Raw genomic sequence first — 20,500 nt, 5'->3', positions numbered from 1 at the left:
ACGCGGAGTCCTTTGGAATGGGTATGCTCGATCCCGGTCGGTTCCTGGTGTCATGCTCTCACTGCGCAGCCTGGCCGATGGCCGCCAATGTAAAACGTTCGAGCTGGTCGGCTTCGCCGAACGAGGTCCGCTTCGTGTGCCCGCGTTGCCGCCGCGAGGAGACCGCGATCATCTCCGCCTCCGGCGAGTTGACGCCGATCCGGCGCGTCGACGTCCCGCCGCGCGACGTCACCGCGGCCTGGGCTCAAGCCCAGCGCGCAAGAGGGCGAGCGTAGCCGGCCCGTTCTAGGACAAGAGGGCGCGTTACCATCTCTCACGACCTCCGATGGGGCAGTTGGAACTGTCGCGGGAGGCGATCCAACCAATGCAATGTGCTAGGATCGCCGGCAGGAGTTCATCCATGCCCCGTCAGATCCTGCCCTCTCACGGCGACCGTTTCCGTCTGTACCCGGTTGCGCCGCGGCTTGCGCCGCTGTTCGGCTTCGCGCTGCTGACGGTGTCATGCGCGCTGGCAAGCTTTGCATTCGCCTGCGCCACGCCATTTGCCGCTTTCGCGGTTATCGCCGCCGCGATGCTACCGCTGCGTCCGGCGCTGCTCGTCGTCACCGGCGCCTGGCTGGTCAACCAGACCATCGGTTTCGGCGTGCTGCACTATCCGATCGACACCAGCACCATCGCCTGGGGCTTCGTCATCGGCGCGGCTGCGCTGCTATCGACCGCAGCCGCATCGACGGTCCTCCGTAGGCTGCCACGAGGCCGCACGCCGCTGATGCTGGCGATTGCGTTCGCTGCCGCCTACGCGGTCTACGAGTTCGCGCTGCTTGTCGCGACGCCGGTCCTCGGCGGCGAGGGCGCCTTCACCGCCGCCATCGTTGCGCGCATCGGGCTGACCAGCGCCGTCTGGCTCGCCGGCCTCGTTGCCGCCTGTGAGATCGTCCGCCTGGTCGATCCGTTCGGCCGTGCGATGCGGAACGCGTAGGCGCCTCCAAGGCTTTAAGGTCCGGTCATGGCGATGACCGGACCCAGCGCCGTAAGGCGACCGCTGTCCAGACCGTCTCGACAAACCCAAACGGCCAGGTCCCCTGGAGAAAGCCATAGACCGCGCTGAGCGCGCAGGCTGCCGCGAAGGCCAGCACAAAATGCGGTCCGCGCGGCTCGAGCGCGTAGAACAACAGCATCGCACTGACCGACAGCAGTCCGAAGATCGTGATTGCGTCCATCAGCCGGCCGGATGCTTCGGCTTCTTGGCGACACCGAGGGCCTGGAAGACAGCGGGCCCCATCACTGGCCACAGCGCGGCTGTCGCGGTCAGAACGGTCGCGGCGCACATTGCAGCCAGCACGGACGATCGGATTTTCAAGCCGCGCGTCCGCGATCGCCAGACGATCCAGCCCCAGGCGCAGATCACGACGGCGATGGACAGTATCGTCATCAGCCCGTGCGCATGGTCGAACACGGCGATCAGGCTGCCTGCACTGGCGAGCACGACAGCGGGCAGGGTAAAGGGAAGCACACAGCACGCCGTGCAGGCTACAGCGACAACCGCGGCCGCGACCGCCGTGCCGGCGGCCTTGCCGCCTCCTGGTTCGGTCAATGGTTCGGTCCCTGGTTCGATCTTGGCCGCGCAGCCGCATCCTGGCGACGTCTCGGACGGAAGGTTGCAGGACGGTCCTATAACGCTCACGTGATTCTCCTCATGCTTGTGCGCCACGGACCGGATCGCTACGCCCTCAAGCCACTTGAGGTTCAAGCGAAAAGTGAGAGCTCCATGAGAATTGGCGTCCTCGCCAAGGCGGCCGGCGTTTCGGTTCCCACCATCCGCTATTACGAGAGCATCGGTCTTCTGACGCCGCCAGCGCGCCAGGGCGGCCAGCGCGTCTACGGCGGAGAGGCTTTCAAGGCACTCAGTCTCATCCGGCACTGCCGCGAACTGGACTTCTCCATCGACGAGACGCGCGACATCCTCGCATCGGTTCAGCGGCGCTTGCCCTGCAGCGATACGAAGACATTTGCGGAGAAGCATCTCGGATCGATCAGGAAGAAAATCGCGGAGCTGCGGGCACTGGAAGCGACCGTGGCCGCGCTGGTCAGCGGTTGCGAGACGACGTGCTGCGGCAGCGCCGCGCCGGATTGCGTGATCCTGCAGCCCGGATGCGGGGCCGCGTGATCCCGGGTCGCCTTGATCTGACTTTCACGATGCAGTCGCCGTGACCCGTCGGGCAAAACACCCGACCATTTCTTGACATGCTCGTGTCAAGACGGTGTGTCTAAAATATTCCACTTTACCGAAATTCGGAAGCGGCGTATGTGTCGGTCATCCCGGCTCATCCTTGAGGGGCGATCTCGTTGTCGTCTTGATTGCGAGCCGGGCTTGCGGTGGACGCGGCAGCGTCGGCATGAGAGGTGCGGGCAGGGCGGGTAGTCCCTGTGAGCCCGCAACCGCCTGCGGACGAGCGGCGCTGTGAAGTTCGTCTCGTCGGTATTTCGATGGTCACGTGCACGAGGCCATCGAACCCTGCGGCGAAATGGCGAATGCGCGTACGGCAAAACCGTGTGGTCCTGGCCGTCGTTGCTACGGTCAAGCTTTCGCGGAGATGTGTGCGAGCCCAACCGGGCAGACAGCATCATCCAATTCGCGAGGCGAGGGAGGCCAGAAGGAAAGTTCGGCTCCCGGGAGAGCACGGCATAAGCCGTCCAACCATCGCGCAGGGAAGGCCGAGTGATTGGCTACACCTGTATGCTGCTGTGCGGTTTTCCTGCGTGTGCTTTTCGCGCAGCGGACCGCGGGTGCCAGCTGGCACCCGGCCTTCCCTGCGCCCTCTTGGATAAGAGGGTGGAGTGAACAAGCAAAGCTCGGGCGAAATCAGCCGCGAGGACGAAAAGGCATGTCTGCAAGTAAAAATGCGAGCTGGAAGAGTGCCGCTGCCGCCTCATACGCCGTCATTGCGAGCGCAGCGAAGCAATCCAGAGTCTTACCGCGGAGGGATTCTGGATTGCTTCGCTTCGCTCGCAATGACGCTTTGAGAGAGTGTGCGCCACGCTCGACCCTTTGAGTCTCCGATGCGCAGCGCAGAGGCCTTTGCAGCGCGTAGGGGCACGCGCGGGGGATGATGAAGGCGCCGACTCACCTTGGCTGCGCCTCGTCGTCGCGTCTTAGTTGCGGTGCGGGCATCTACTGGCCTGAAGTTGTGGATTGTCCTCCCGCCGGGGGTATCGCAGTAAGCTCAATCGTGTCCTCCAGGCCACGATTGTGCCGTCCGCGCAACACCCGTCACGGATTTAACCATCATCTCTGTCCGTTCGCATCAACGCCGCTTTTTGGCCACACCCGAACATGAATAAAATCACTCGAATGTTTTAGCGGGCAGCGGTGGTCCTGGAAGGCGACGGAAATCCCCAAGGTCGATTCAAAAGGTCGATTCAAATCTTGGCACTGATTTTTCGGGTCTGAAAGGGTTCGCCGGGGAAACTGGTTTGCGATGGACGCGAAGAGCAACATCAAGCAGAGGCTGCCGAGCCGTCACGTGACGGAAGGCCCTGCGCGCGCGCCCCATCGGTCCTACCTCTACGCCATGGGTCTGACCACCGACCAGATCCACCAGCCCTTCGTCGGCGTCGCCTCGTGCTGGAACGAGGCCGCGCCCTGCAACATCTCCCTGATGCGCCAGGCGCAGGCGGTGAAGAAGGGCGTCGCAGCCGCCGGCGGCACGCCGCGGGAATTCTGCACCATCACCGTGACCGACGGCATCGCCATGGGCCATGACGGCATGCGCTCCTCGCTGCCGTCGCGCGAATGCATCGCCGATTCCGTCGAGCTGACGATCCGCGGTCACGCCTATGACGCCCTCGTTGGCCTGGCCGGCTGCGACAAGTCGCTGCCGGGCATGATGATGGCGATGGTCCGCCTCAACGTGCCCTCGATCTTCATCTATGGCGGCTCGATCCTGCCCGGCAATTTCCGGGGCCAGCAGGTGACCGTGCAAGACATGTTCGAAGCCGTCGGCAAGCACTCGGTCGGCGCAATGTCCGACGAGGACCTCGACGAGATCGAGCGCGTGGCGTGCCCCTCGGCGGGTGCCTGCGGCGCGCAGTTCACCGCCAACACGATGGCGACCGTCTCCGAGGCGATCGGGCTGGCGCTGCCGTACTCGGCTGGTGCTCCGGCACCCTATGAAATTCGCGACGCCTTCTGCATGACGGCGGGCGAGCAGGTCATGGAGCTGATCGCGCAAAACATCCGGCCGCGCGACATCGTTACCCTCAAGGCGCTGGAGAATGCCGCCGCCGTGGTCGCCGCGTCCGGCGGCTCGACCAATGCTGCACTGCACCTGCCGGCGATCGCGCACGAGTGCGGCATTAAGTTCGACCTGTTCGACGTCGCCGAAATCTTCAAAAAGACACCGTACGTCGCGGATTTGAAGCCGGGGGGCCGTTATGTCGCCAAAGACATGTTTGAAGTAGGTGGCATACCGCTTCTGATGAAGACGCTGCTCGACAACGGATTTCTCCACGGTGACTGCATGACCGTCACCGGTCGAACGATCGCCGAAAACCTCAAAAGCGTGAAGTGGAATCCGCACCAGGACGTGGTGCACCCGGCAGACAAACCCATCACCGTCACCGGCGGTGTGGTCGGTCTGAAGGGCAATCTGGCGCCAGAAGGTGCGATCGTGAAAGTCGCGGGAATGTCCAACCTCAGGTTCACCGGTCCGGCCAGGTGCTTCGACCGTGAGGAGGATGCTTTCGAGGCCGTCCAGAACCGCACTTACCGCGAAGGCGAAGTCATCGTGATCCGCTACGAGGGGCCCAAGGGCGGTCCCGGCATGCGGGAAATGCTCCAGACCACCGCGGCGCTGACCGGCCAGGGCATGGGCGGCAAGATCGCGCTCATCACCGACGGCCGCTTCTCCGGCGCCACCCGCGGCTTCTGCATCGGCCATGTCGGGCCGGAAGCCGCCATCGGCGGCCCGATTGGGCTGCTCGAGGACGGCGATATCATCGAGATCGACGCGGTCGCCGGTACCCTTAACGTAAAATTGAGCGACCAGGAGCTTGCCCAGCGCAAGACCAAATGGACCGCTCGCGCGACTAACCACACGACGGGCGCGCTCTGGAAATATGCTCAGCAGGTTGGACCAGCGGTCGGTGGGGCAGTGACCCATCCGGGCGGCGCGCACGAGAAACAGTGCTATGCGGACATCTAGGCGTACCATCGTTGCGTTTGTGTTGGGGGCTACCGCGCTGGCCGCGCCGGCGCTCGCCTTTGACGGCGCACCCGTCAGCCAGAAGGATGCGACCATCCCGGTGGTCACGACCTTGCCGGGCGCAGCAGGCAAGGTGCGCAATGTACCGCCAGTCGTGCCGCAGGAAACCTCGCTCAGCGCCCTGCAATATGCCGCGGAAGGGGGCCACCCCATCGCGCAGTGGAAGCTCGGCCGCATGTATGCCAATGGCGACGGCGTCGCCCAGGACGATGTTCGTGCGTTCGAGTATTTCACCCGGATCGCCAACGCGCACGCCGAGGACAGCCCGTCCGCGCCCCAGGCGCAGATCGTCGCCAACGCCTTTGTGGCGCTCGGCCGCTATTATCTCAGTGGCATCCCGAATTCGAAGGTCAAGCCGGACCAGGAGCGGGCGCGGGAGATGTTCTCCTATGCCGCGTCCTATTTCGGCAACGCGGATGCGCAATACGATCTCGCCCGCCTGTACCTGAAGACACCAGACGCTTCGCGCGAGGATTTCCGCTACGGCGCGCGCTGGCTTGGGCTCGCCGCGCAGAAGGGCCAGCACGAGGCCCAGGCGCTGCTCGGCCAGATGCTGTTCAACGGCGACCGCCTGCCGCGGCAGGCCGCGCGCGGCCTGATGTGGCTGACGCTGGCGCGCGACAGCGCAGGTAGCGACGAGACCTGGATCAAGGAAAACTACAACCGCGCCTTCGCAAAGGCCTCCGACGACGATCGCGCCATGTGCCTGCAGATGCTGGAGCAATGGGTCCAGGGTCGCCGGGAGTGATGGGTTGAGGCGGCCTCACGCCGCCTCGAGGTCGAGATCCGCCCACACCGGCACATGGTCCGACGGCTTCTCCCAGCTGCGCACATAACTGTCGATGCCGACATTGCCGAGCCGGTCGCTGGCCTGTGGCGACAGCAGCAGATGGTCGATCCGCAGGCCGTGGTTCTTCTGCCAAGCGCCGGCCTGGTAGTCCCAGAAGGTGTAGAGCCCGGGCTCGTCGGTGACGGCCCGAAGCGCATCGGTCAGGCCGAGGCCGAGCAGGGACTGAAAACTCTCCCGCGTCTCGGCCTTGAACAGGGCGTCCTCGGTCCAGGCGGCGGGATTATGGACGTCGCGGGCATGCGGGATGACGTTGAAGTCGCCTGCGAGGATCAGCGGCTCCTCGGTCTTGAGGCGCTCCTTCGAATACTCAAGAAGCCGCGACATCCATTTGAGCTTGTAGGGATATTTCTCGGTGCCGACCGGATTGCCGTTGGGCAGATAGAGGCAGGCGATGCGCAGCACGCCGCTCTTGAGCGTCACCACGCCTTCGAGGAAGCGGGCATGCGCATCCTCGTCGTCGCCGGCCAGCCCCGACTTGGTCTCGTCGAACCGGAGCTTCGAGAGCAGGGCGACACCGTTGAACGTCTTCTGCCCATGGGTGACCACGTTGTAGCCGAGCGCCTCGATCTCCAGCCGCGGGAAGGCCTCGTCGACGCATTTGATCTCCTGGAGGCAGACGATGTCCGGCTGGCACTCCTTCAGCCAGGTCAGCAACAGGTCGATCCGCTGCCGGACCGAGTTCACGTTCCAGGTGGCTATTCTGATGGGCATTTCGACGGGCTCCGGGCAGGGGCCATGGTTAGAACAAAATGCAAACGCGCCCGTCAAGGACGCTGCGAAATCTCCCACAAAATTAACCCGGCTTAAGTCGGGCCTGGGTCATTGATCGTGAAAAGGTTTTTCGAATGGGACGGCCGGACAAATCCATGAAGCGAACCGAGCCCCGCGACGGGTTGATCGGCGCGTTCCTGTACTGGCTCGGCGGCTACGAGATCGAGGACGGCCTGACCGCCGGTCTCAGCGAGCGCGAGCTGAGCCGCATCCGCGCCAAGCAGATCGACGCGGTGATACGCCTGATCCCGGTGACGATGGCCGTCACCATGCTCAACGTCGCAGTCGTGCTGGTCCTGTTCTGGGGCCGTGGCTGGAACGACTTTCTCGCGATCTGGGGCATGACCCTCGCGACCGCCGCCTCGCTCGCGGTGCGCGCGTGGCGGCGCTCCCACCGGAGCCCGCCGCAGGAAGCCTCGCCCCGCGCCGCGCGGCAGATGTTGCGGCAGGCGTTTTTCCTCGCCGCAATCTGGGGCACGCTGCCGATCACGCTGTTCAGCCGCATCGAGCCGACCAGCCAGCTCGTCCTGGCCTGCCTGATGGTCGGCACGATGTCCGGCGGCGCCTTCATGCTCTCGACCTTCCCGCGCGCGGGCCTTGTCTATCTCGCGACGACGACGATTGCCTGCGCCGCGGCGTTGCTGTTGTGCGGCACCGGGCCTTACCTCCTGACCGCGGTGTTTCTGCTGCTGTTCGCGTTCTTCATGGCGCGCAACATCGTCTCGCAAGGCAATCTGTTCCTCGGCAATCTCAAGGCCCGGCTCGAGCTCGAGCGCCAGACCGAGATCATTTCGCTATTGCTGAAGGATTTTCAGGAGAACGCCAGCGACTGGCTATGGCAGACCGACGCCGAAGGGCATCTGGTCGACGTGCCCGAGCGCTTCGCCGCCGTCGCACAGCTGCCACTGCCGTTGCTGAAGGGCTCGCATTTCGCCGACGTGCTCGACATGCTGTGCCCCGAAGACAAGAGCGCGGCCTACAACGTCGTCGGCCTGATGGAGCACGCCGAACCGCTGCACGAAATGAACCTCAAGGTCGTCGCCGGCGGCGAGGCGCGGCTGTGGTCGCTCACTGCGAAGCCGGCCTACGACCGCGACGGTCAATTCCTCGGCTATCGCGGCTTCGGCCGCGACGTGACCGAGCGCTGGCGCGCCGAAAAGGCCGAGGCCGAGAGCCGTGCCAAATCGGATTTCCTCGCGGTGATGAGCCACGAGATCCGCACGCCGATGAACGGCGTGCTCGGGCTTGCCAGCGTGCTGCTGGAGACAAAACTCGATCCGGAGCAGCGCGAGGCTGTCACCACGATCCGCGAGTCCGGCGACAATCTCCAGCGCATCCTCAACGACATCCTGGATCTGTCCAAGCTCGAGGCCGGACGCTTCGCGTTCGAGGTGATCGACTTCGCGCCGCAGGCGATGGTCGAAGCCGTGGCGACCATCGTGCGCGCGAGCGCCAAGAGCAAGGGGCTCGCCGTCAAGGTCGAGCTCGATCCCAACCTGCCGCCGACGCTGCGCGGCGATGTCGCGCGTATCCGCCAGGTCCTGCTCAATCTCGCATCCAACGCGGTGAAGTTCACTGACGGAGGCGAAGTCACGATCGCAGCTGTCTGTCAGGCCCGCCGCGATCTGCTCGCCACCGTCGAATGGAGCGTGACCGACAGCGGTATCGGCATCGCCCCCGAGAAGCTCGGCGAGCTCTTCTCCGACTTCGCCCAGGCCGACGCCTCGATCAGCCGCCGCTTCGGCGGCACCGGGCTGGGCCTAGCGATCTCGCGGCGCATTATCGAGCAGATGGGCGGCACCATCGGCGTCACCTCGACGCCGGGCGAAGGCTCGACCTTCCGCTTCACGCTGGTACTGCCGTGGAGTCAGGTGCAAACGTCCGATCACGACGCAGGCCGCGAGGAAGCCGACGATCTCAAGGCGCGCATCGCGGGCCTCGACCGACCGCTGAAGGTGTTGGTCGCCGAGGACGACGCCGTCAACCGCATGGTCGTGAGCAAGATGCTCGGTGCCTTCGACGTCGAGTTGCGCGTCGTGACCGACGGTGTCGAGGCCGTCGCGGCCGTGTCCGAAGACGATTACGATATCGTGCTGATGGACGTGCGCATGCCCGAGATGGACGGGCTTGCCGCGACCCGTGCGATCCGCGCCGAGGGCGGATGCTTCGCGGCCTTGCCGATCATCGCGCTGACCGCCAATGCCTTCCCCGAGGACGTCAAGATCTGCCGCGAGGCGGGGATGTCCGACTTCCTCGCCAAACCGCTGCGCAAGCCTGCGCTGGTGGCGGCTCTGCTGCGCGCGCTCGATGGACATGTGATGGCGGAAGACGCACCACTTCAGCCGGAGCTCACGCCTGTCGACGTGGAGTGGACGGACGAGGAAAGGCAGATGACTGGCGCCTAAAGCCTGTCAGATCGAGAAGCTGGTCCCGCAGCCACAGGACGCCGTGGCGTTGGGATTGTTGACCCGGAACGAGGCGCCGATCAGATCGTCGACGAAATCGACCTGCGAGCCCGCCAGGAACGGCTGCGAGGCGGAATCGACCAGCACCACAGCATTGTCCTGCTCGATCACGAGATCGTCGTCGGTGCGGGCACGGTCAATGTCGAACTTGTACTGGAAGCCGGAGCAGCCGCCGCCCTCGACCGAGATCCGCAGCATCGCGCCAGACCCTTCGCCCTTGAGGATCTCCCCAATCCGGCGTGCGGCCTTGTCACTGATGGTCACGTCAGTCGTCATCGCTCGTCTCCGATAGCCCCGCGGTCACACCAAGGTCGCCCGAAGGTCGGTTGCCCAATTCAGTTGGTATCCCGCGTCCGGCATAGTTAAGTGCCACCATACGCAGAATCAAATGGATAGGGACTAAATTCGCCGTGTCCGTCGGAATGGCTGCCCCCCACGCGCCCTATGCCTGCGATCCCGATCGCAGCCGCGGCCGGCTGGTCGCGGAACCGCCGAGCCGGACCCGCAGCCCGTTCCGGCGGGATTGCGACCGGGTGATCCATTCCACCGCGTTCCGCCGACTGAAGTACAAGACCCAGGTGTTCGTGTTCCACGAGGGCGACCATTACCGGACCCGGCTGACCCATTCGCTGGAGGTGGCGCAGATTGCCCGGGCGCTGGCGCGGCAGCTCGGGCTGGACGAGGACCTAACGGAAACCTTGGCGCTCGCCCACGACCTCGGCCATCCGCCGTTCGGGCACGCCGGCGAGCGGGCACTGGACGCCTGCCTGACGGATTTCGGCGGCTTCGACCACAACGCCCAGACGCTCCGCGTCGTCGCGGCGCTGGAACACCGCTACCCCGAATTCGACGGGCTCAACCTGACCTGGGAAGCGCTGGAAGGCATCGTCAAGCACAATGGCCCGCTGACCGATCGCAGCGGTGCGCCGGTCGGGCGTTATCGCGAGCACGGCATTCCTGTCGGCATCGCCGACTACATCAAGACCTACGATCTCGAGTTGTGGAGTTTCGCCTCGCTGGAGGCACAGGTCGCCGCGATCGCCGACGACATCGCCTATGATGCCCACGATATCGACGACGGCCTGCGCGCCGGCCTGTTTCACCTCGACGACCTCAAGGTCATGCCGCTGACCGCGGAGATCATCGCCGAGACGTCTGCGCATTACCCCGATCTCGAAGACGTCAGGCGCGGCGCCGAGCTGGTGCGCGAGCTGATCTCGCACCTGATCGGTGCCGTGTTCGCCGAGGCGCAGACAAACCTTGCCGCCGTGAAACCGCAATCCGCCCAGGACGTGCGCCAGCAGAGCCGGGCACTGATCGCGTTCCCCGCCGCGGTCGCCGAGGAGGAGGCCGCCATCAAGCGCTTTCTCTATCAGCACATGTACCGCCACAAGCGGGTCATGCGGGTGATGAGCGAGGCGGAACAGATCCTGTTCGACCTGTTCGCGAAATACCTCACATCGCCCGGCGAACTGCCGCCGGAATGGCTGGTCGGGGCGGAGGCGGACAATGAGGGCGACCGGGCTCGACGGATCGGGAATTTCATTGCCGGAATGACCGACCGTTTCGCCCTGACCGAGCACCAGCGGCTCTTTGACTCGACCCCGGATTTGCGTTAGGCGGCGCCCATGCCCGACACATCCTCAGCACTGCACCTGTTCGCCGACGTGCTCGCACGCGTGCACGCGGTCTGCCGCGCGCTTGCGGCGGACGCCAACTGGCCCGAGGGCATCGATTTCTCGCGCGTGGTGGTCGAGCCGCCGCGCGATACCTCCCATGGCGACATGGCGACCAACGCGGCCATGGTGCTTGCGAAAGAGGCAAAGGCAAAGCCACGGGATCTCGCCGAGCAGATCGCCGAACGGCTGCGCGCGGATGCGCTGATCGCCAAGGTCGACGTCGCCGGTCCCGGCTTCATCAATTTGACGCTGAAGCCGGCCGCATGGGCGGAGGCGCTACGGACCGTGCTGCGCGAGAGCGCCGATTACGGCCGCGTCCGCGGCGGCTCCAAGGTCAACGTTGAATATGTCTCGGCCAACCCGACCGGACCGATGCATGTCGGCCATTGCCGCGGCGCCGTGTTCGGCGACGCGCTGGCGAGCCTGCTCGAGTTCGCAGGCCGTGACGTCACGCGCGAATATTACATCAACGACGCCGGTGCGCAGGTCGACGTGCTCGCACGTTCCGCGTTCCTCAGGTATCGCGAGGCGCTCGGCGAGGACATCGGCGCGATTCCGGAAGGCCTTTATCCCGGCGACTATCTGAAGCCGGTCGGGCAGGCGCTGGCCAACGAACACGGCGACAAGCTCCTCGCCATGAGCGAGGGCGCGTGGCTGCCGACGGTACGCGCCAAGGCCATCGCGATGATGATGGACGAGATCAAGGGAGATCTCGGCGCGCTCAACATCCGCCACGACGTGTTCTTCTCGGAGCGCTCGCTGCAGGACGCCGGCAACAACAAGGTCGCCGAGACCATCGACTTCCTCAAGGCCAAGGGCGACGTCTACCAGGGCCGTCTGCCGCCGCCAAAAGGGGCCCCGGCCGAGGATTGGGAAGATCGCGAGCAGTTGCTGTTCAAGGCGACTGCTTATGGCGACGACGTCGATCGCCCGCTGATCAAGTCGGACAATTCCTATACCTACTTCGCCGCCGATATCGCCTACCACAAGAACAAGTTCGACCGTGGTTTTGCGGAAATGATCGACGTCTGGGGCGCCGACCATGGTGGCTACATCAAGCGCATGCAGGCGGCGGTGAAGGCGACGACCTCCGGCAAGGGGGCGCTCGACGTCAAGATCGTCCAGCTCGTGAAGTTGCTGCGCAACGGCGAGCCGGTGAAAATGTCCAAGCGGAGCGGGGACTTCGTCACCTTGCGTGAGGTGGTAGATGAAGTCGGCCAGGACGCCGTCCGCTTCATGATGCTCTACCGCAAGAACGACGCGGTGCTCGACTTCGACCTTGCCAAGGTCATGGAACAGTCGCGCGACAACCCCGTGTTCTATGTCCAGTACGGCCACGCCCGCGGCCATTCGATCTTCCGCAACGCCCGGGCCGAGGTGTTCCCGGAACTCCCCGAGGAAACCGAAAAGCGCATCGCCTGGCTCGGTGAGTCGGCGGTGGAACGGCTGTCAGACCCGGCTGAGCTCGACCTTCTTAAGCGGCTCGCAATTTTTCCGCGCATGCTGGAAGCGGCGGCAAGCGCCCACGAGCCGCACCGAATTGCTTTCTATCTCTATGACTTAGCGAGCGAATTTCACGCACTTTGGACGAAGGGGCGCGATTTGCCCTATTTACGCTTCATTATCAATAATGATGCAGATCTAACGAAGGCGCGGCTGGCCATGGTCCAGGGCGTCGTCTCTGTCCTGGCATCGGGCCTCGCCATCCTCGGCGTCCATGCTCCGGACGAGATGCGGTAGTTTGGGGCGAACTACTTAAGGGATTTCGGGGGTAACCGGCAGAAGCCGGATCGCTTAGACTTGGTTGAAAGCCTTGTGGGTCGAAAGCCGTGCCTTGGCCGAGGGGCGCGCGGCTTTCCCGAAGGGACGCATCATCACGATGGCCGAACGATATCAGGACAGACCGTTTCCTTCCGATGACTATGGTCGCGGTGGCGATCAGCATGGGAGCGGCGATCCCTTGGCCGAACTCGCCCGCCTGATCGGGCAGACCGATCCGTTTGCGGCGCAAGGGCGGCCGGGTGCGCACCCGCCAGCAGCGCCCGCGCCTGCCCAGAGCTATCAGGACGACGACTATCGCCAGGACGATGACCCGCAGGACTATGCCGAGCAGGCTCCTCCGCCGCCGCCCGGACCGCCCTCATGGATGCGGCGCGCCAATGTGCAGCCGCAGACGGCGCCAGCTGAGCCTGCCTATCCCGCTTCCGTAAACCCGGTTCATCCACTGCATCGTTATTCAGCCCAGCCGACTGCGCCCGAGCCCGAACCTGATTTTCGTCAGCCGCAGGCCTATCCGGATCAGGGCTATCAAGCTCCTGCTTATCAAGCTCCTGCCTATCAGGATCAGGCCTACCAGCAGCACGATCAGGCTTATCAGGAACAAGCCTATCAGCAGCAGCCCGATCCGGCGCGCTACGACGATGCGCTCTACGGACGGCTGGAGGCGGGCGAACAAGACTACCAGCGCGATGCCGCCTATCCCGACGATCCTTACGCATTCCAGAGCGACTATCCCGAGGCCGATCTCGACGAGCCCAAGAAGCAGCGCGGCGGCATGATGACGGTCGCGGCGATCCTGGCGCTTGCCGTGGTCGGGACCGGCGCTGCGTTCGCCTACAAGACCTATGTGGGCTCGCCCCGCAGCGGCGAGCCGCCCATCATCAAGGCCGACAACACGCCGACCAAAATCGTGCCGGCGCCGTCGGACTCCTCGGCCAAGGTGCCGGACCGCATGGTCACCGGTGATGGCGCTGAGAAGATCGTGCCGCGCGAGGAGGCGCCTGTCGACGTCAACGCCAAGGCGGGAGGTCCCCGCGTGGTGTTCCCGCCGCTGAACCAGAACGCGAACCCGCCGCCGGTGGCGAGCGTGTCGCCGTCCAGCATTCCGCTATCGAGTGCGGGCCCGAATCCGAGTAACGGCACGCTGCCGAACAATTCGCCGCGCGCGATCAGGACCGTGGCCGTGAAGGGCGATCAGACCGACGCCACGGCGTCGCAAGCCGCCGCCGTCGCGAAGCCGGCAGCTCCACTGAAGCCCGTTGCGGCACCCGCTGCACCACGCACGCCGCCGACCTCGGCCAATGCCAGTGCCAATCAGCCGCTCTCGCTGGCGCCGCAATCGGCGCCGGCTGCGGAGCCGCCGCAGCGGATGGCTGCGACCAATCCGACGCAAATTGCGCCCGCGAGCAGCGGTGGCGGTGGCTACGTCGTGCAGGTCTCCTCGCAGCAGACCGAGGATAGCGCCCACGCCTCCTACCGGGTGCTTCAGAGCAAGTACGGCAGCGTGCTGGGCTCCCGCGCTCCGGTGGTCAAGCGGGTCGACCTGACCGACAAGGGCAAGGGAATCGTCTACCGCGCCTTCGCTGGACCCTACGGATCGCTCGAAGAGGCGAACCAGGCCTGCAACAGTTTGAAATCCGCGGGCCTGTCTGCCTGCTTCGTCCAGAGGAATTAACGGCCGTTTCCTTGACCGTCTCGCGGGTCAGGGTTAATCGGCCGTATGAGCACGCGGGCCTTCATTACCGGCGTTTCCGGAACGGAACTAACTGCCGCCGAGCGGGAGTTTATCCGCAGCGAACGCCCATGGGGCTTCATCCTCTTCAAGCGCAACGTCGAGACGCCAGCTCAAGTTGCTGCACTCGTTGCGGAATTGCGGGCGGTCGCGGGTTTCGCTGATGCCCCTGTCCTGATCGACCAGGAGGGTGGACGGGTGCAGCGCCTGGGGCCGCCGCTTTGGCCGGTCTATCCACCGGGCGCTATTTTCGCGGGTCTCTACGATACTGATTCGGCGCTCGGGCTGACCGCGGCGCGCCTCAGTGCCCGGCTGATCGCGGCCGATCTCGGGGATCTCGGCATTACCGTGGATTGCTTGCCGCTGGCCGACGTGCCGGTGGCTGGCGCCAACGCCGTCATCGGGAACAGGGCCTACGGCACCGAACCGGGAAAAGTCGCCGCGATCGCCCGCGCGGTCACCGAGGGCCTGGAAGAGGGGGGCGTGTTGCCGGTGCTCAAGCACATCCCCGGCCATGGCCGAGCTACGGCCGATACCCATTTCAATCTGCCGACCGTCGACACGTCGCGAGACGAACTGGAGCGCACCGACTTCGCGGCGTTCATGCCTTTGGCGGATTTGCCGATGGCCATGACTGCACATGTTGTGTTTAGCGCGGTCGACCCCGCCCATCCGGCGACGACATCTGCGACAATGATCGCTGAGGTGATTCGCGGCACAATCGGGTTCCAGGGTTTGTTAATGAGTGATGACGTGTCGATGAACGCGCTGTCGGGCAATATCGCCGAGCGGACCCGCGCGATTTTTGCGGCCGGTTGCGACATGGCCCTGCATTGCAACGGCAAGATCGAGGAGATGCGTGAGGTCGCCGGCCAGACACCCGAACTGGCGGGCAGGGCGCTGGAGCGGGCGAACGCCGCGCTCGCGGCGCGTCGAGGACCGCAACCGTTCGATCGCGCGGCCGCACGCGCCGAACTGGACGCATTGATCGCACGGGCAAACACGGCATCGGCATGACCGCAGAAATCCTATCGTTTGAAACCGGGCGGCCCGCAGAGCTCGCCGAGGGTGAGCCGGCGTTGGTGGTGGACGTCGAGGGCTATGAGGGTCCGCTCGACCTGTTGCTCGCACTGGCGCGGCAGCAGAAGGTCGATCTCGCCAAGATCTCGATCCTGGCGCTCGCCGACCAGTATCTCCACTTCATCGAAGCCGCGCGAAAGATCCGCCTCGAGCTTGCCGCCGACTATCTCGTGATGGCGGCCTGGCTCGCCTTTCTGAAATCGCGCCTGCTGCTGCCGGAGCCGCCGAGTGCGGAAGGCCCGAGCGCCGAGCAGATGGCGACGGCGCTCGCCAACCGCCTGCGCCGGCTGGAGGCCATTCGCGAAGCCGCCAACCGGCTGATGAACCGGCAGCAATTGCTGCGCGACATCTTCCCGCGCGGCGAGCCCGAGCAGATCGCCGAGATCAAGCATCCGAAATACACCGCAACGCTCTATGACCTGCTCACCGCCTATGCCGCGCAGCGCCAGTCGCGCGTGCTGGCGAGCGTGCATCTCGCCAAGCGCACGGTGTGGTCGCTTGCGGAGGCGCGCGCCACGCTGGAGCGGCTGGTCGGCAGCATCAGCGAGCAAGACGATTGGGGCGTTCTCGACGATTTTCTGCTGCAGCACGTCGCCGATCCGACGCAGCGCGCGACGGTGCTCGCCTCGAGTTTCGCGGCTGCGCTCGAACTGGTGCGCGAAGGTCAGCTCGAGCTGAATCAGAAAGAGGCGTTTGCGCCCATCTATTTCCGGAAGGGGCGCCCCAAGCCGGTCATGGACGCAGCTCCTGCGCCCGATGCGCCGGTCGCTTAAGTGCAACAAGGAGAATCTGCCATGGCAAGCCTGGCTGAAGTGCGGGTAGAAGAGGCCGAGCCGATGGAGAACGAGTCCCAGGCACGTCCCGAAGAATTGCGGCTGCTGGAAGCGCTGCTGTTCGCTTCGAATGAACCGCTGGACACCGCGACGCTGGCCAAGCGCATGCCCGAGGGCGTGGACGTGAAGGCCGCGCTTGAGCAGTTGCAGGCCGACTATTCCTTGCGCGGCGTGAATCTCGTCCGGGTTGCCAACAAATGGACCTTCCGCACGGCGGGCGATCTCGCCTGGCTGATGACCCGCGAGAGCACCGAAACCCGCCGCCTGTCGCGCGCCGCGATCGAGGTGCTCGCAATCATCGCCTATCACCAGCCGGTGACGCGCGCCGAGATCGAGGAGATCCGCGGCGTCGTCACCTCGAAAGGCACGCTGGACGTGCTGCTGGAAACCGGCTGGATCAAGCCGCGCGGCCGTCGCAAGACGCCGGGCCGTCCCTTGACCTTCGGAACCACCGAGGACTTCCTGTCGCAGTTCACTCTGGAACAGCTCGGCGATCTGCCGGGTTTGGAGGAGCTCAAGGGCACGGGCCTTCTGGATTCGCGTCTGCCGACCGGATTCAGCGTGCCGACGCCGTCGGATGACCCGACTTTGCGTGAGGACGAGGATCCGCTGGAACCTGGCGAGGACCTTGATCTCGCGCTGGCGCCTGCGGTCGAGCCCGAGACGCCGCCGGAAGGCGGCAATGAGGGCGGCGAGGGCGGTAGCGAGGACTGACGTCCCGGCCTTCTACCGGCCACCTGCGACCAGTTAACACTAGCAAAATTACGTAGCGCCAACAGCGAATTGGCGCTGCCTTGGTCCTTGTTTTTGACACCTGCCAAGCCTAGGTTTCGGTGAAGATCGGCCGGGTCCCCGGCCATGCGCGTTTGGAGGGTTGCAGGATGGGTTCACTCAGCATTTGGCACTGGGTCCTGGTGATCGCAGTGGTCCTGCTGCTGTTCGGTCGCGGCAAGATTTCGGATCTGATGGGCGACGTGGCGCAGGGCATCAAGGCGTTCAAGAAGGGCATGCAGGACGACGACAAGGTCGCCGACAAGCCCGAGCCGGCCAAGTCCATCGAGCACAACAATGCCGCGCCGACCGCGGCACGGTCCGACATCGGCAGCAAGGCCGTCTGAGCCAGAGAGCACGCGAGACGCGGGTAGCGGACCCGATCCTGCGCGCGAGGGATTGGGCTGGCTGCGGCTGGCGTGAACGGAAGACCTCATGTTCGATATCGGGTGGAGTGAACTGGTCCTGATCGGGGTCGTGGCCCTGATCGCCATCGGCCCGAAAGAGCTGCCGGGCGTACTGCGTATGGTCGGGCAGTGGATGGGCAAGGCGCGCAAGATGGCCGCCGAATTCCAGGGCCAATTCCAGGAGGCGATGCGCGAGGCCGAAATGGCCGACCTCAAGAAGAGCTTCGACGAGGTCAAGGAAGCGGCTTCCGGGTTCGCCGGCAACAATCTGATGACCTCGCTTCAGAAAGACGTCAGCGACGCGCTCCGCGTCGATGCGCTGGACAAGCCGGCCGAGACCTCGACCACCGCCGCTGTTGAGCCGCCGGCGACTTCAAGCGAAGCGCTGGCGACTTCAAGCGAATTGCCGGCGACGCCCACCACGCCGGAAGCGCCGACGCCCGAGACCTTCGTAGAGGCCGAGGCACATGCGGCGGTGAACGAGCCGCTCGCCATCACCCGTGAGGTCGAGCAGGCGCAGGTCGCTCAAGGTTCGGTCACGCAAGATTCGGTCATCCAGGACACTGCGCCGGCCGAGGCGATCAAGGACGCCAAAGCGTCATGAGCGCCGCCGATATCGAGGCCAGCAAAGCTCCCCTGATGGACCATTTGATCGAGCTGCGTTCGCGGCTGATCAAGGCGCTCCTTGGCTTCGGCGTTGCCTTCATCTTCTGCTTCTTCTTCGCCAAGCAGATCTACAACGTGCTGGTCTGGCCGTTCGTGTGGGTCGCGGGTCCCGAGAACTCGAAATTCATCTACACTGCGCTGCTGGAATATTTCATTACTCAGCTCAAGCTCGCGCTGTTCGGCGCCGGCTTCATCTCGTTCCCGATCGTTGCGACGCAGATCTACAAGTTCGTCGCTCCGGGCCTCTACAAGCACGAGAAGCAGGCCTTTCTGCCTTATCTGGTCGCGACCCCGTTCTTCTTCGTGCTGGGCGCAGCACTGGTCTATTTCGTCGTGCTGCCGATGCTGGTCCGCTTCTCGCTCGGCATGCAGCAGGCTGGCAGCGACGAGACCGCGCAGATCCAGCTGCTGCCCAAGGTCGGTGAATACCTGTCGCTGATGATGTCGCTGATCTTCGCCTTCGGCATCGCCTTCCAGCTTCCGGTGATCCTGACGCTGCTCGGGCGCATCGGCATCGTCACGTCAAAAATGCTGCGCGAGAAGCGCCGCTATTTCATCGTCGTCGCCTTCGTCATCGCGGCCGTTCTGACCCCGCCCGACGTGCTTAGCCAGTGCTCGCTCGCGATCCCCTTGCTCGCGCTCTACGAGGGCTCGATCATCGCGGTGGGAATTGTGGAGAAGAAGGCGGCAACTTCAAAGGCCACCACCGGCACTGACGTATCGACGCCGGCTAATCCGGCGGAGTAGGGCGCCCTGACCTCCGCTGTCATTCCCCGCCTTGTGCGCAATTGCGCCCTGGGGCGGGGAATCCAGTACGCCGCGGCCTCTCGGGGGAATCACTGACGTCTCTGGAATACTGGATCGCCCGCTTTCGCGGGCGATGACAGAGTGCTAGGGAGACGCGCTGACGTACAACGTTTGCCGTTGTATGTTTACGCGCTGCCCCAGGACCTCGGCCATGCACGATATCAAATCGATCCGCGACAACCCGCAAGCCTTCGACGCCGGCCTCGCACGACGCGGCCTGAAGCCGATGTCGGCGTCGCTGCTAGCGATCGACGAGACCCGGCGTGCGGCGATCCTGGCTTCCGAGCAGGCGCAGGCGCGGCGCAATGCGGCCTCAAAGGAAATCGGCGATGCCAAGAAGGCCAAGGACGAGGCGCGCGCGGCGAAGCTGATGGCGGAAGTTACCGAACTCAAGACGACGATGCCGCAGCTCGAGGCCGCGGCGAAGTCCGCCGACGAGGAGCTGACGAAAGAGCTCTCCGCGATTCCGAACCTGCCGCTCGACGAGGTACCCGATGGCGTCGACGAGCACGGCAACGTGCAGCACCACGTCTTCGGCAACAAGCGCAACTACAGCTTCGCGCCGAAGCCGCACGACGATCTCGGCAACGCGCTCGGCTACATGGATTTCGAGGCAGCGGCAAAACTCTCGGGTGCGCGCTTCGTCGTGCTGAAGAAGGGGCTGGCGCGGCTCGAACGCGCGATCGGCCAGTTCATGCTCGACCTGCACACCAACGAGCATGGTTATACCGAGATCAACCCGCCGCTCTTGGTGCGCGAGCAAACGGCCTATGGGACGGGTAACCTTCCCAAATCCGCCGAAGATATGTTTTGCACGCGGGAAGGGATGTGGCTCATACCCACGGCTGAAATGCCGCTGACGAACCTGGTTCGCGAATCCATCGTGGACGAGAGGGAGCTGCCGATGCGCCTGACAGCGTTGACGCCGTGTTTTCGGGCGGAAGCAGGGGCGGCAGGCCGCGACACGCGCGGCATGATCCGGCAGCATCAATTCACAAAAGTCGAGTTGGTGTCGATTGCAACGGCCGAAACCAGCAAGGACGAGCATGAGCGGATGCTCGCTTGCGCCGAAGAGGTGTTACGGCAGCTCGACCTGCATTATCGCGTGATGACGCTCTGCGCAGGGGATATGGGTTTTGCGGCGCAAAAAACCTATGACATCGAGGTCTGGATGCCCGGGCAGGGCGATGGCGGCATGTTCCGCGAGATCTCGAGCTGCTCGGTGTGCGGCGATTTCCAGGCCCGCCGGATGGACGCGCGCTCGCGCGGTCCCGACGGCAAGCCGCGTTTCGTGCACACCTTGAACGGCTCCGGCACTGCCGTCGGCCGCGCGCTTATCGCTGTGATGGAGACCTACCAGCAGGAGGACGGCTCGATCGCGGTCCCCAGCGTACTG

The 20,500-nt window shown here is 64.7% G+C and carries 20 protein-coding genes; 15 read left to right on the top strand and 5 right to left on the bottom strand.

Going from position 1 to position 20,500, the window contains the following annotated elements:
- Positions 1-58: 58 nt before the first annotated feature.
- The gene (locus FXB41_RS21715; protein WP_219683159.1) at positions 59-232 is read right to left on the bottom strand and encodes a hypothetical protein; all 174 of its coding nucleotides are present in this window, start codon (positions 230-232) and stop codon (positions 59-61) included.
- Between the two features lie 168 nt (positions 233-400).
- Here FXB41_RS21715 and FXB41_RS21710 point away from each other — a divergent pair, with 168 nt between their 5' ends.
- Entirely contained in the window at positions 401-979 is a 579-nt protein-coding gene (locus tag FXB41_RS21710) for a hypothetical protein (protein ID WP_219683158.1), read from the top strand.
- A gap of 25 nt (positions 980-1,004) precedes the next feature.
- On the opposite strand, the gene FXB41_RS21705 is transcribed toward FXB41_RS21710, so the two are convergent.
- Positions 1,005-1,220 (bottom strand): hypothetical protein, encoded by a 216-nt coding sequence (locus tag FXB41_RS21705; RefSeq protein WP_219683157.1) that lies wholly within the window; start codon positions 1,218-1,220, stop codon positions 1,005-1,007.
- On the bottom strand, positions 1,220-1,594 hold the full coding sequence (locus FXB41_RS21700; RefSeq protein WP_219683156.1) for a hypothetical protein: 375 nt from the start codon (positions 1,592-1,594) through the stop codon (positions 1,220-1,222). Before FXB41_RS21700 ends, FXB41_RS21705 begins: the two co-directional genes overlap by 1 nt.
- A 174-nt stretch (positions 1,595-1,768) precedes the next feature.
- Here FXB41_RS21700 and FXB41_RS21695 point away from each other — a divergent pair, with 174 nt between their 5' ends.
- The 3 genes from FXB41_RS21695 (at position 1,769) to FXB41_RS21685 (ending at position 6,012) form a co-directional block, all read left to right on the top strand.
- The gene (locus tag FXB41_RS21695; protein WP_219683155.1) at positions 1,769-2,167 is read left to right on the top strand and encodes a MerR family transcriptional regulator; all 399 of its coding nucleotides are present in this window, start codon (positions 1,769-1,771) and stop codon (positions 2,165-2,167) included.
- 1,312 nt (positions 2,168-3,479) lie between these two features.
- Positions 3,480-5,204: a dihydroxy-acid dehydratase gene (gene ilvD / locus FXB41_RS21690; protein WP_007590645.1), complete on the top strand. Its 1,725-nt coding sequence runs from the start codon at positions 3,480-3,482 to the stop codon at positions 5,202-5,204.
- Positions 5,191-6,012, top strand: a complete 822-nt coding sequence (locus tag FXB41_RS21685) for a tetratricopeptide repeat protein (RefSeq protein ID WP_007590646.1) — start codon at positions 5,191-5,193, stop codon at positions 6,010-6,012. The genes ilvD and FXB41_RS21685 overlap by 14 nt, the downstream gene beginning before the upstream one ends.
- A gap of 15 nt (positions 6,013-6,027) precedes the next feature.
- Here FXB41_RS21685 and xth read toward each other — a convergent pair whose 3' ends face one another.
- On the bottom strand, positions 6,028-6,825 hold the full coding sequence (gene xth / locus FXB41_RS21680; RefSeq protein WP_007590647.1) for an exodeoxyribonuclease III: 798 nt from the start codon (positions 6,823-6,825) through the stop codon (positions 6,028-6,030).
- Between the two features lie 134 nt (positions 6,826-6,959).
- On the opposite strand from xth, the gene FXB41_RS21675 reads away from it, so the two are divergent.
- Entirely contained in the window at positions 6,960-9,290 is a 2,331-nt protein-coding gene (locus tag FXB41_RS21675) for a hybrid sensor histidine kinase/response regulator (RefSeq protein WP_219683154.1), read from the top strand.
- Between the two features lie 6 nt (positions 9,291-9,296).
- On the opposite strand, the gene erpA is transcribed toward FXB41_RS21675, so the two are convergent.
- On the bottom strand, positions 9,297-9,626 hold the full coding sequence (gene erpA, locus FXB41_RS21670; protein WP_007610737.1) for an iron-sulfur cluster insertion protein ErpA: 330 nt from the start codon (positions 9,624-9,626) through the stop codon (positions 9,297-9,299).
- Between the two features lie 146 nt (positions 9,627-9,772).
- Here erpA and FXB41_RS21665 point away from each other — a divergent pair, with 146 nt between their 5' ends.
- The 10 genes from FXB41_RS21665 to serS all read left to right on the top strand — a co-directional run.
- Positions 9,773-10,969: a deoxyguanosinetriphosphate triphosphohydrolase gene (locus FXB41_RS21665; protein ID WP_246649028.1), complete on the top strand. Its 1,197-nt coding sequence runs from the start codon at positions 9,773-9,775 to the stop codon at positions 10,967-10,969.
- A gap of 9 nt (positions 10,970-10,978) precedes the next feature.
- Positions 10,979-12,769, top strand: coding sequence for an arginine--tRNA ligase (gene argS, locus FXB41_RS21660; RefSeq protein WP_007590651.1), 1,791 nt, complete (start codon positions 10,979-10,981; stop codon positions 12,767-12,769).
- Positions 12,770-12,908: 139 nt separating this feature from the next.
- Complete coding sequence (locus FXB41_RS21655) at positions 12,909-14,483, top strand: SPOR domain-containing protein (RefSeq protein WP_007590652.1); 1,575 nt, start codon at positions 12,909-12,911, stop codon at positions 14,481-14,483.
- A gap of 45 nt (positions 14,484-14,528) precedes the next feature.
- Positions 14,529-15,557 (top strand): beta-N-acetylhexosaminidase, encoded by a 1,029-nt coding sequence (gene nagZ / locus FXB41_RS21650; RefSeq protein WP_007590653.1) that lies wholly within the window; start codon positions 14,529-14,531, stop codon positions 15,555-15,557.
- A complete protein-coding gene (locus tag FXB41_RS21645) occupies positions 15,554-16,393 on the top strand; it encodes a segregation and condensation protein A (protein ID WP_007590654.1) in 840 nt (279 codons plus the stop codon). Before nagZ ends, FXB41_RS21645 begins: the two co-directional genes overlap by 4 nt.
- 21 nt (positions 16,394-16,414) lie before the next feature.
- Positions 16,415-17,167 (top strand): SMC-Scp complex subunit ScpB, encoded by a 753-nt coding sequence (gene scpB / locus FXB41_RS21640; RefSeq protein ID WP_007590655.1) that lies wholly within the window; start codon positions 16,415-16,417, stop codon positions 17,165-17,167.
- Positions 17,168-17,334: 167 nt separating this feature from the next.
- Positions 17,335-17,571 carry a twin-arginine translocase TatA/TatE family subunit gene (locus FXB41_RS21635; protein WP_007590656.1) on the top strand — a complete coding sequence of 79 codons (237 nt, stop codon included), beginning with the start codon at positions 17,335-17,337 and terminating at the stop codon, positions 17,569-17,571.
- Positions 17,572-17,659: 88 nt separating this feature from the next.
- Entirely contained in the window at positions 17,660-18,235 is a 576-nt protein-coding gene (gene tatB, locus FXB41_RS21630; protein WP_007590657.1) for a Sec-independent protein translocase protein TatB, read from the top strand.
- Entirely contained in the window at positions 18,232-19,044 is an 813-nt protein-coding gene (gene tatC / locus FXB41_RS21625; RefSeq protein ID WP_219683152.1) for a twin-arginine translocase subunit TatC, read from the top strand. The genes tatB and tatC overlap by 4 nt, the downstream gene beginning before the upstream one ends.
- A gap of 211 nt (positions 19,045-19,255) precedes the next feature.
- Positions 19,256-20,500, top strand: a 1,245-nt coding sequence (serS, locus tag FXB41_RS21620; RefSeq protein WP_219683151.1) for a serine--tRNA ligase, incomplete at its 3' end; no start/stop codon positions are given.

It is taken from the genome of Bradyrhizobium canariense (assembly GCF_019402665.1).
In the GTDB taxonomy this organism is placed as follows: domain Bacteria; phylum Pseudomonadota; class Alphaproteobacteria; order Rhizobiales; family Xanthobacteraceae; genus Bradyrhizobium; species Bradyrhizobium canariense.
The sequence above is the reverse complement of the archived record's forward strand: the minus strand, read 5'-3'. Positions and strand labels throughout refer to the sequence as shown.

Excerpts from the sequence above, each read along its gene's own strand:
- argS (WP_007590651.1), top strand. The coding sequence starts at position 10,979 with ATGCCCGACACATCCTCAGCACTGCACCTGTTCGCCGACGTGCTCGCA.
- tatB (WP_007590657.1), top strand. The coding sequence starts at position 17,660 with ATGTTCGATATCGGGTGGAGTGAACTGGTCCTGATCGGGGTCGTGGCC.
- nagZ (WP_007590653.1), top strand. The coding sequence starts at position 14,529 with ATGAGCACGCGGGCCTTCATTACCGGCGTTTCCGGAACGGAACTAACT.
- tatC (WP_219683152.1), top strand. The coding sequence starts at position 18,232 with ATGAGCGCCGCCGATATCGAGGCCAGCAAAGCTCCCCTGATGGACCAT.
- erpA (WP_007610737.1), bottom strand. The coding sequence starts at position 9,626 with ATGACGACTGACGTGACCATCAGTGACAAGGCCGCACGCCGGATTGGG.
- xth (WP_007590647.1), bottom strand. The coding sequence starts at position 6,825 with ATGCCCATCAGAATAGCCACCTGGAACGTGAACTCGGTCCGGCAGCGG.
- FXB41_RS21685 (WP_007590646.1), top strand. The coding sequence starts at position 5,191 with ATGCGGACATCTAGGCGTACCATCGTTGCGTTTGTGTTGGGGGCTACC.
- FXB41_RS21710 (WP_219683158.1), top strand. The coding sequence starts at position 401 with ATGCCCCGTCAGATCCTGCCCTCTCACGGCGACCGTTTCCGTCTGTAC.
- FXB41_RS21695 (WP_219683155.1), top strand. The coding sequence starts at position 1,769 with ATGAGAATTGGCGTCCTCGCCAAGGCGGCCGGCGTTTCGGTTCCCACC.
- FXB41_RS21655 (WP_007590652.1), top strand. The coding sequence starts at position 12,909 with ATGGCCGAACGATATCAGGACAGACCGTTTCCTTCCGATGACTATGGT.
- FXB41_RS21675 (WP_219683154.1), top strand. The coding sequence starts at position 6,960 with ATGGGACGGCCGGACAAATCCATGAAGCGAACCGAGCCCCGCGACGGG.
- FXB41_RS21645 (WP_007590654.1), top strand. The coding sequence starts at position 15,554 with ATGACCGCAGAAATCCTATCGTTTGAAACCGGGCGGCCCGCAGAGCTC.
- scpB (WP_007590655.1), top strand. The coding sequence starts at position 16,415 with ATGGCAAGCCTGGCTGAAGTGCGGGTAGAAGAGGCCGAGCCGATGGAG.
- FXB41_RS21705 (WP_219683157.1), bottom strand. The coding sequence starts at position 1,220 with ATGGACGCAATCACGATCTTCGGACTGCTGTCGGTCAGTGCGATGCTG.
- FXB41_RS21665 (WP_246649028.1), top strand. The coding sequence starts at position 9,773 with ATGGCTGCCCCCCACGCGCCCTATGCCTGCGATCCCGATCGCAGCCGC.
- FXB41_RS21635 (WP_007590656.1), top strand. The coding sequence starts at position 17,335 with ATGGGTTCACTCAGCATTTGGCACTGGGTCCTGGTGATCGCAGTGGTC.
- ilvD (WP_007590645.1), top strand. The coding sequence starts at position 3,480 with ATGGACGCGAAGAGCAACATCAAGCAGAGGCTGCCGAGCCGTCACGTG.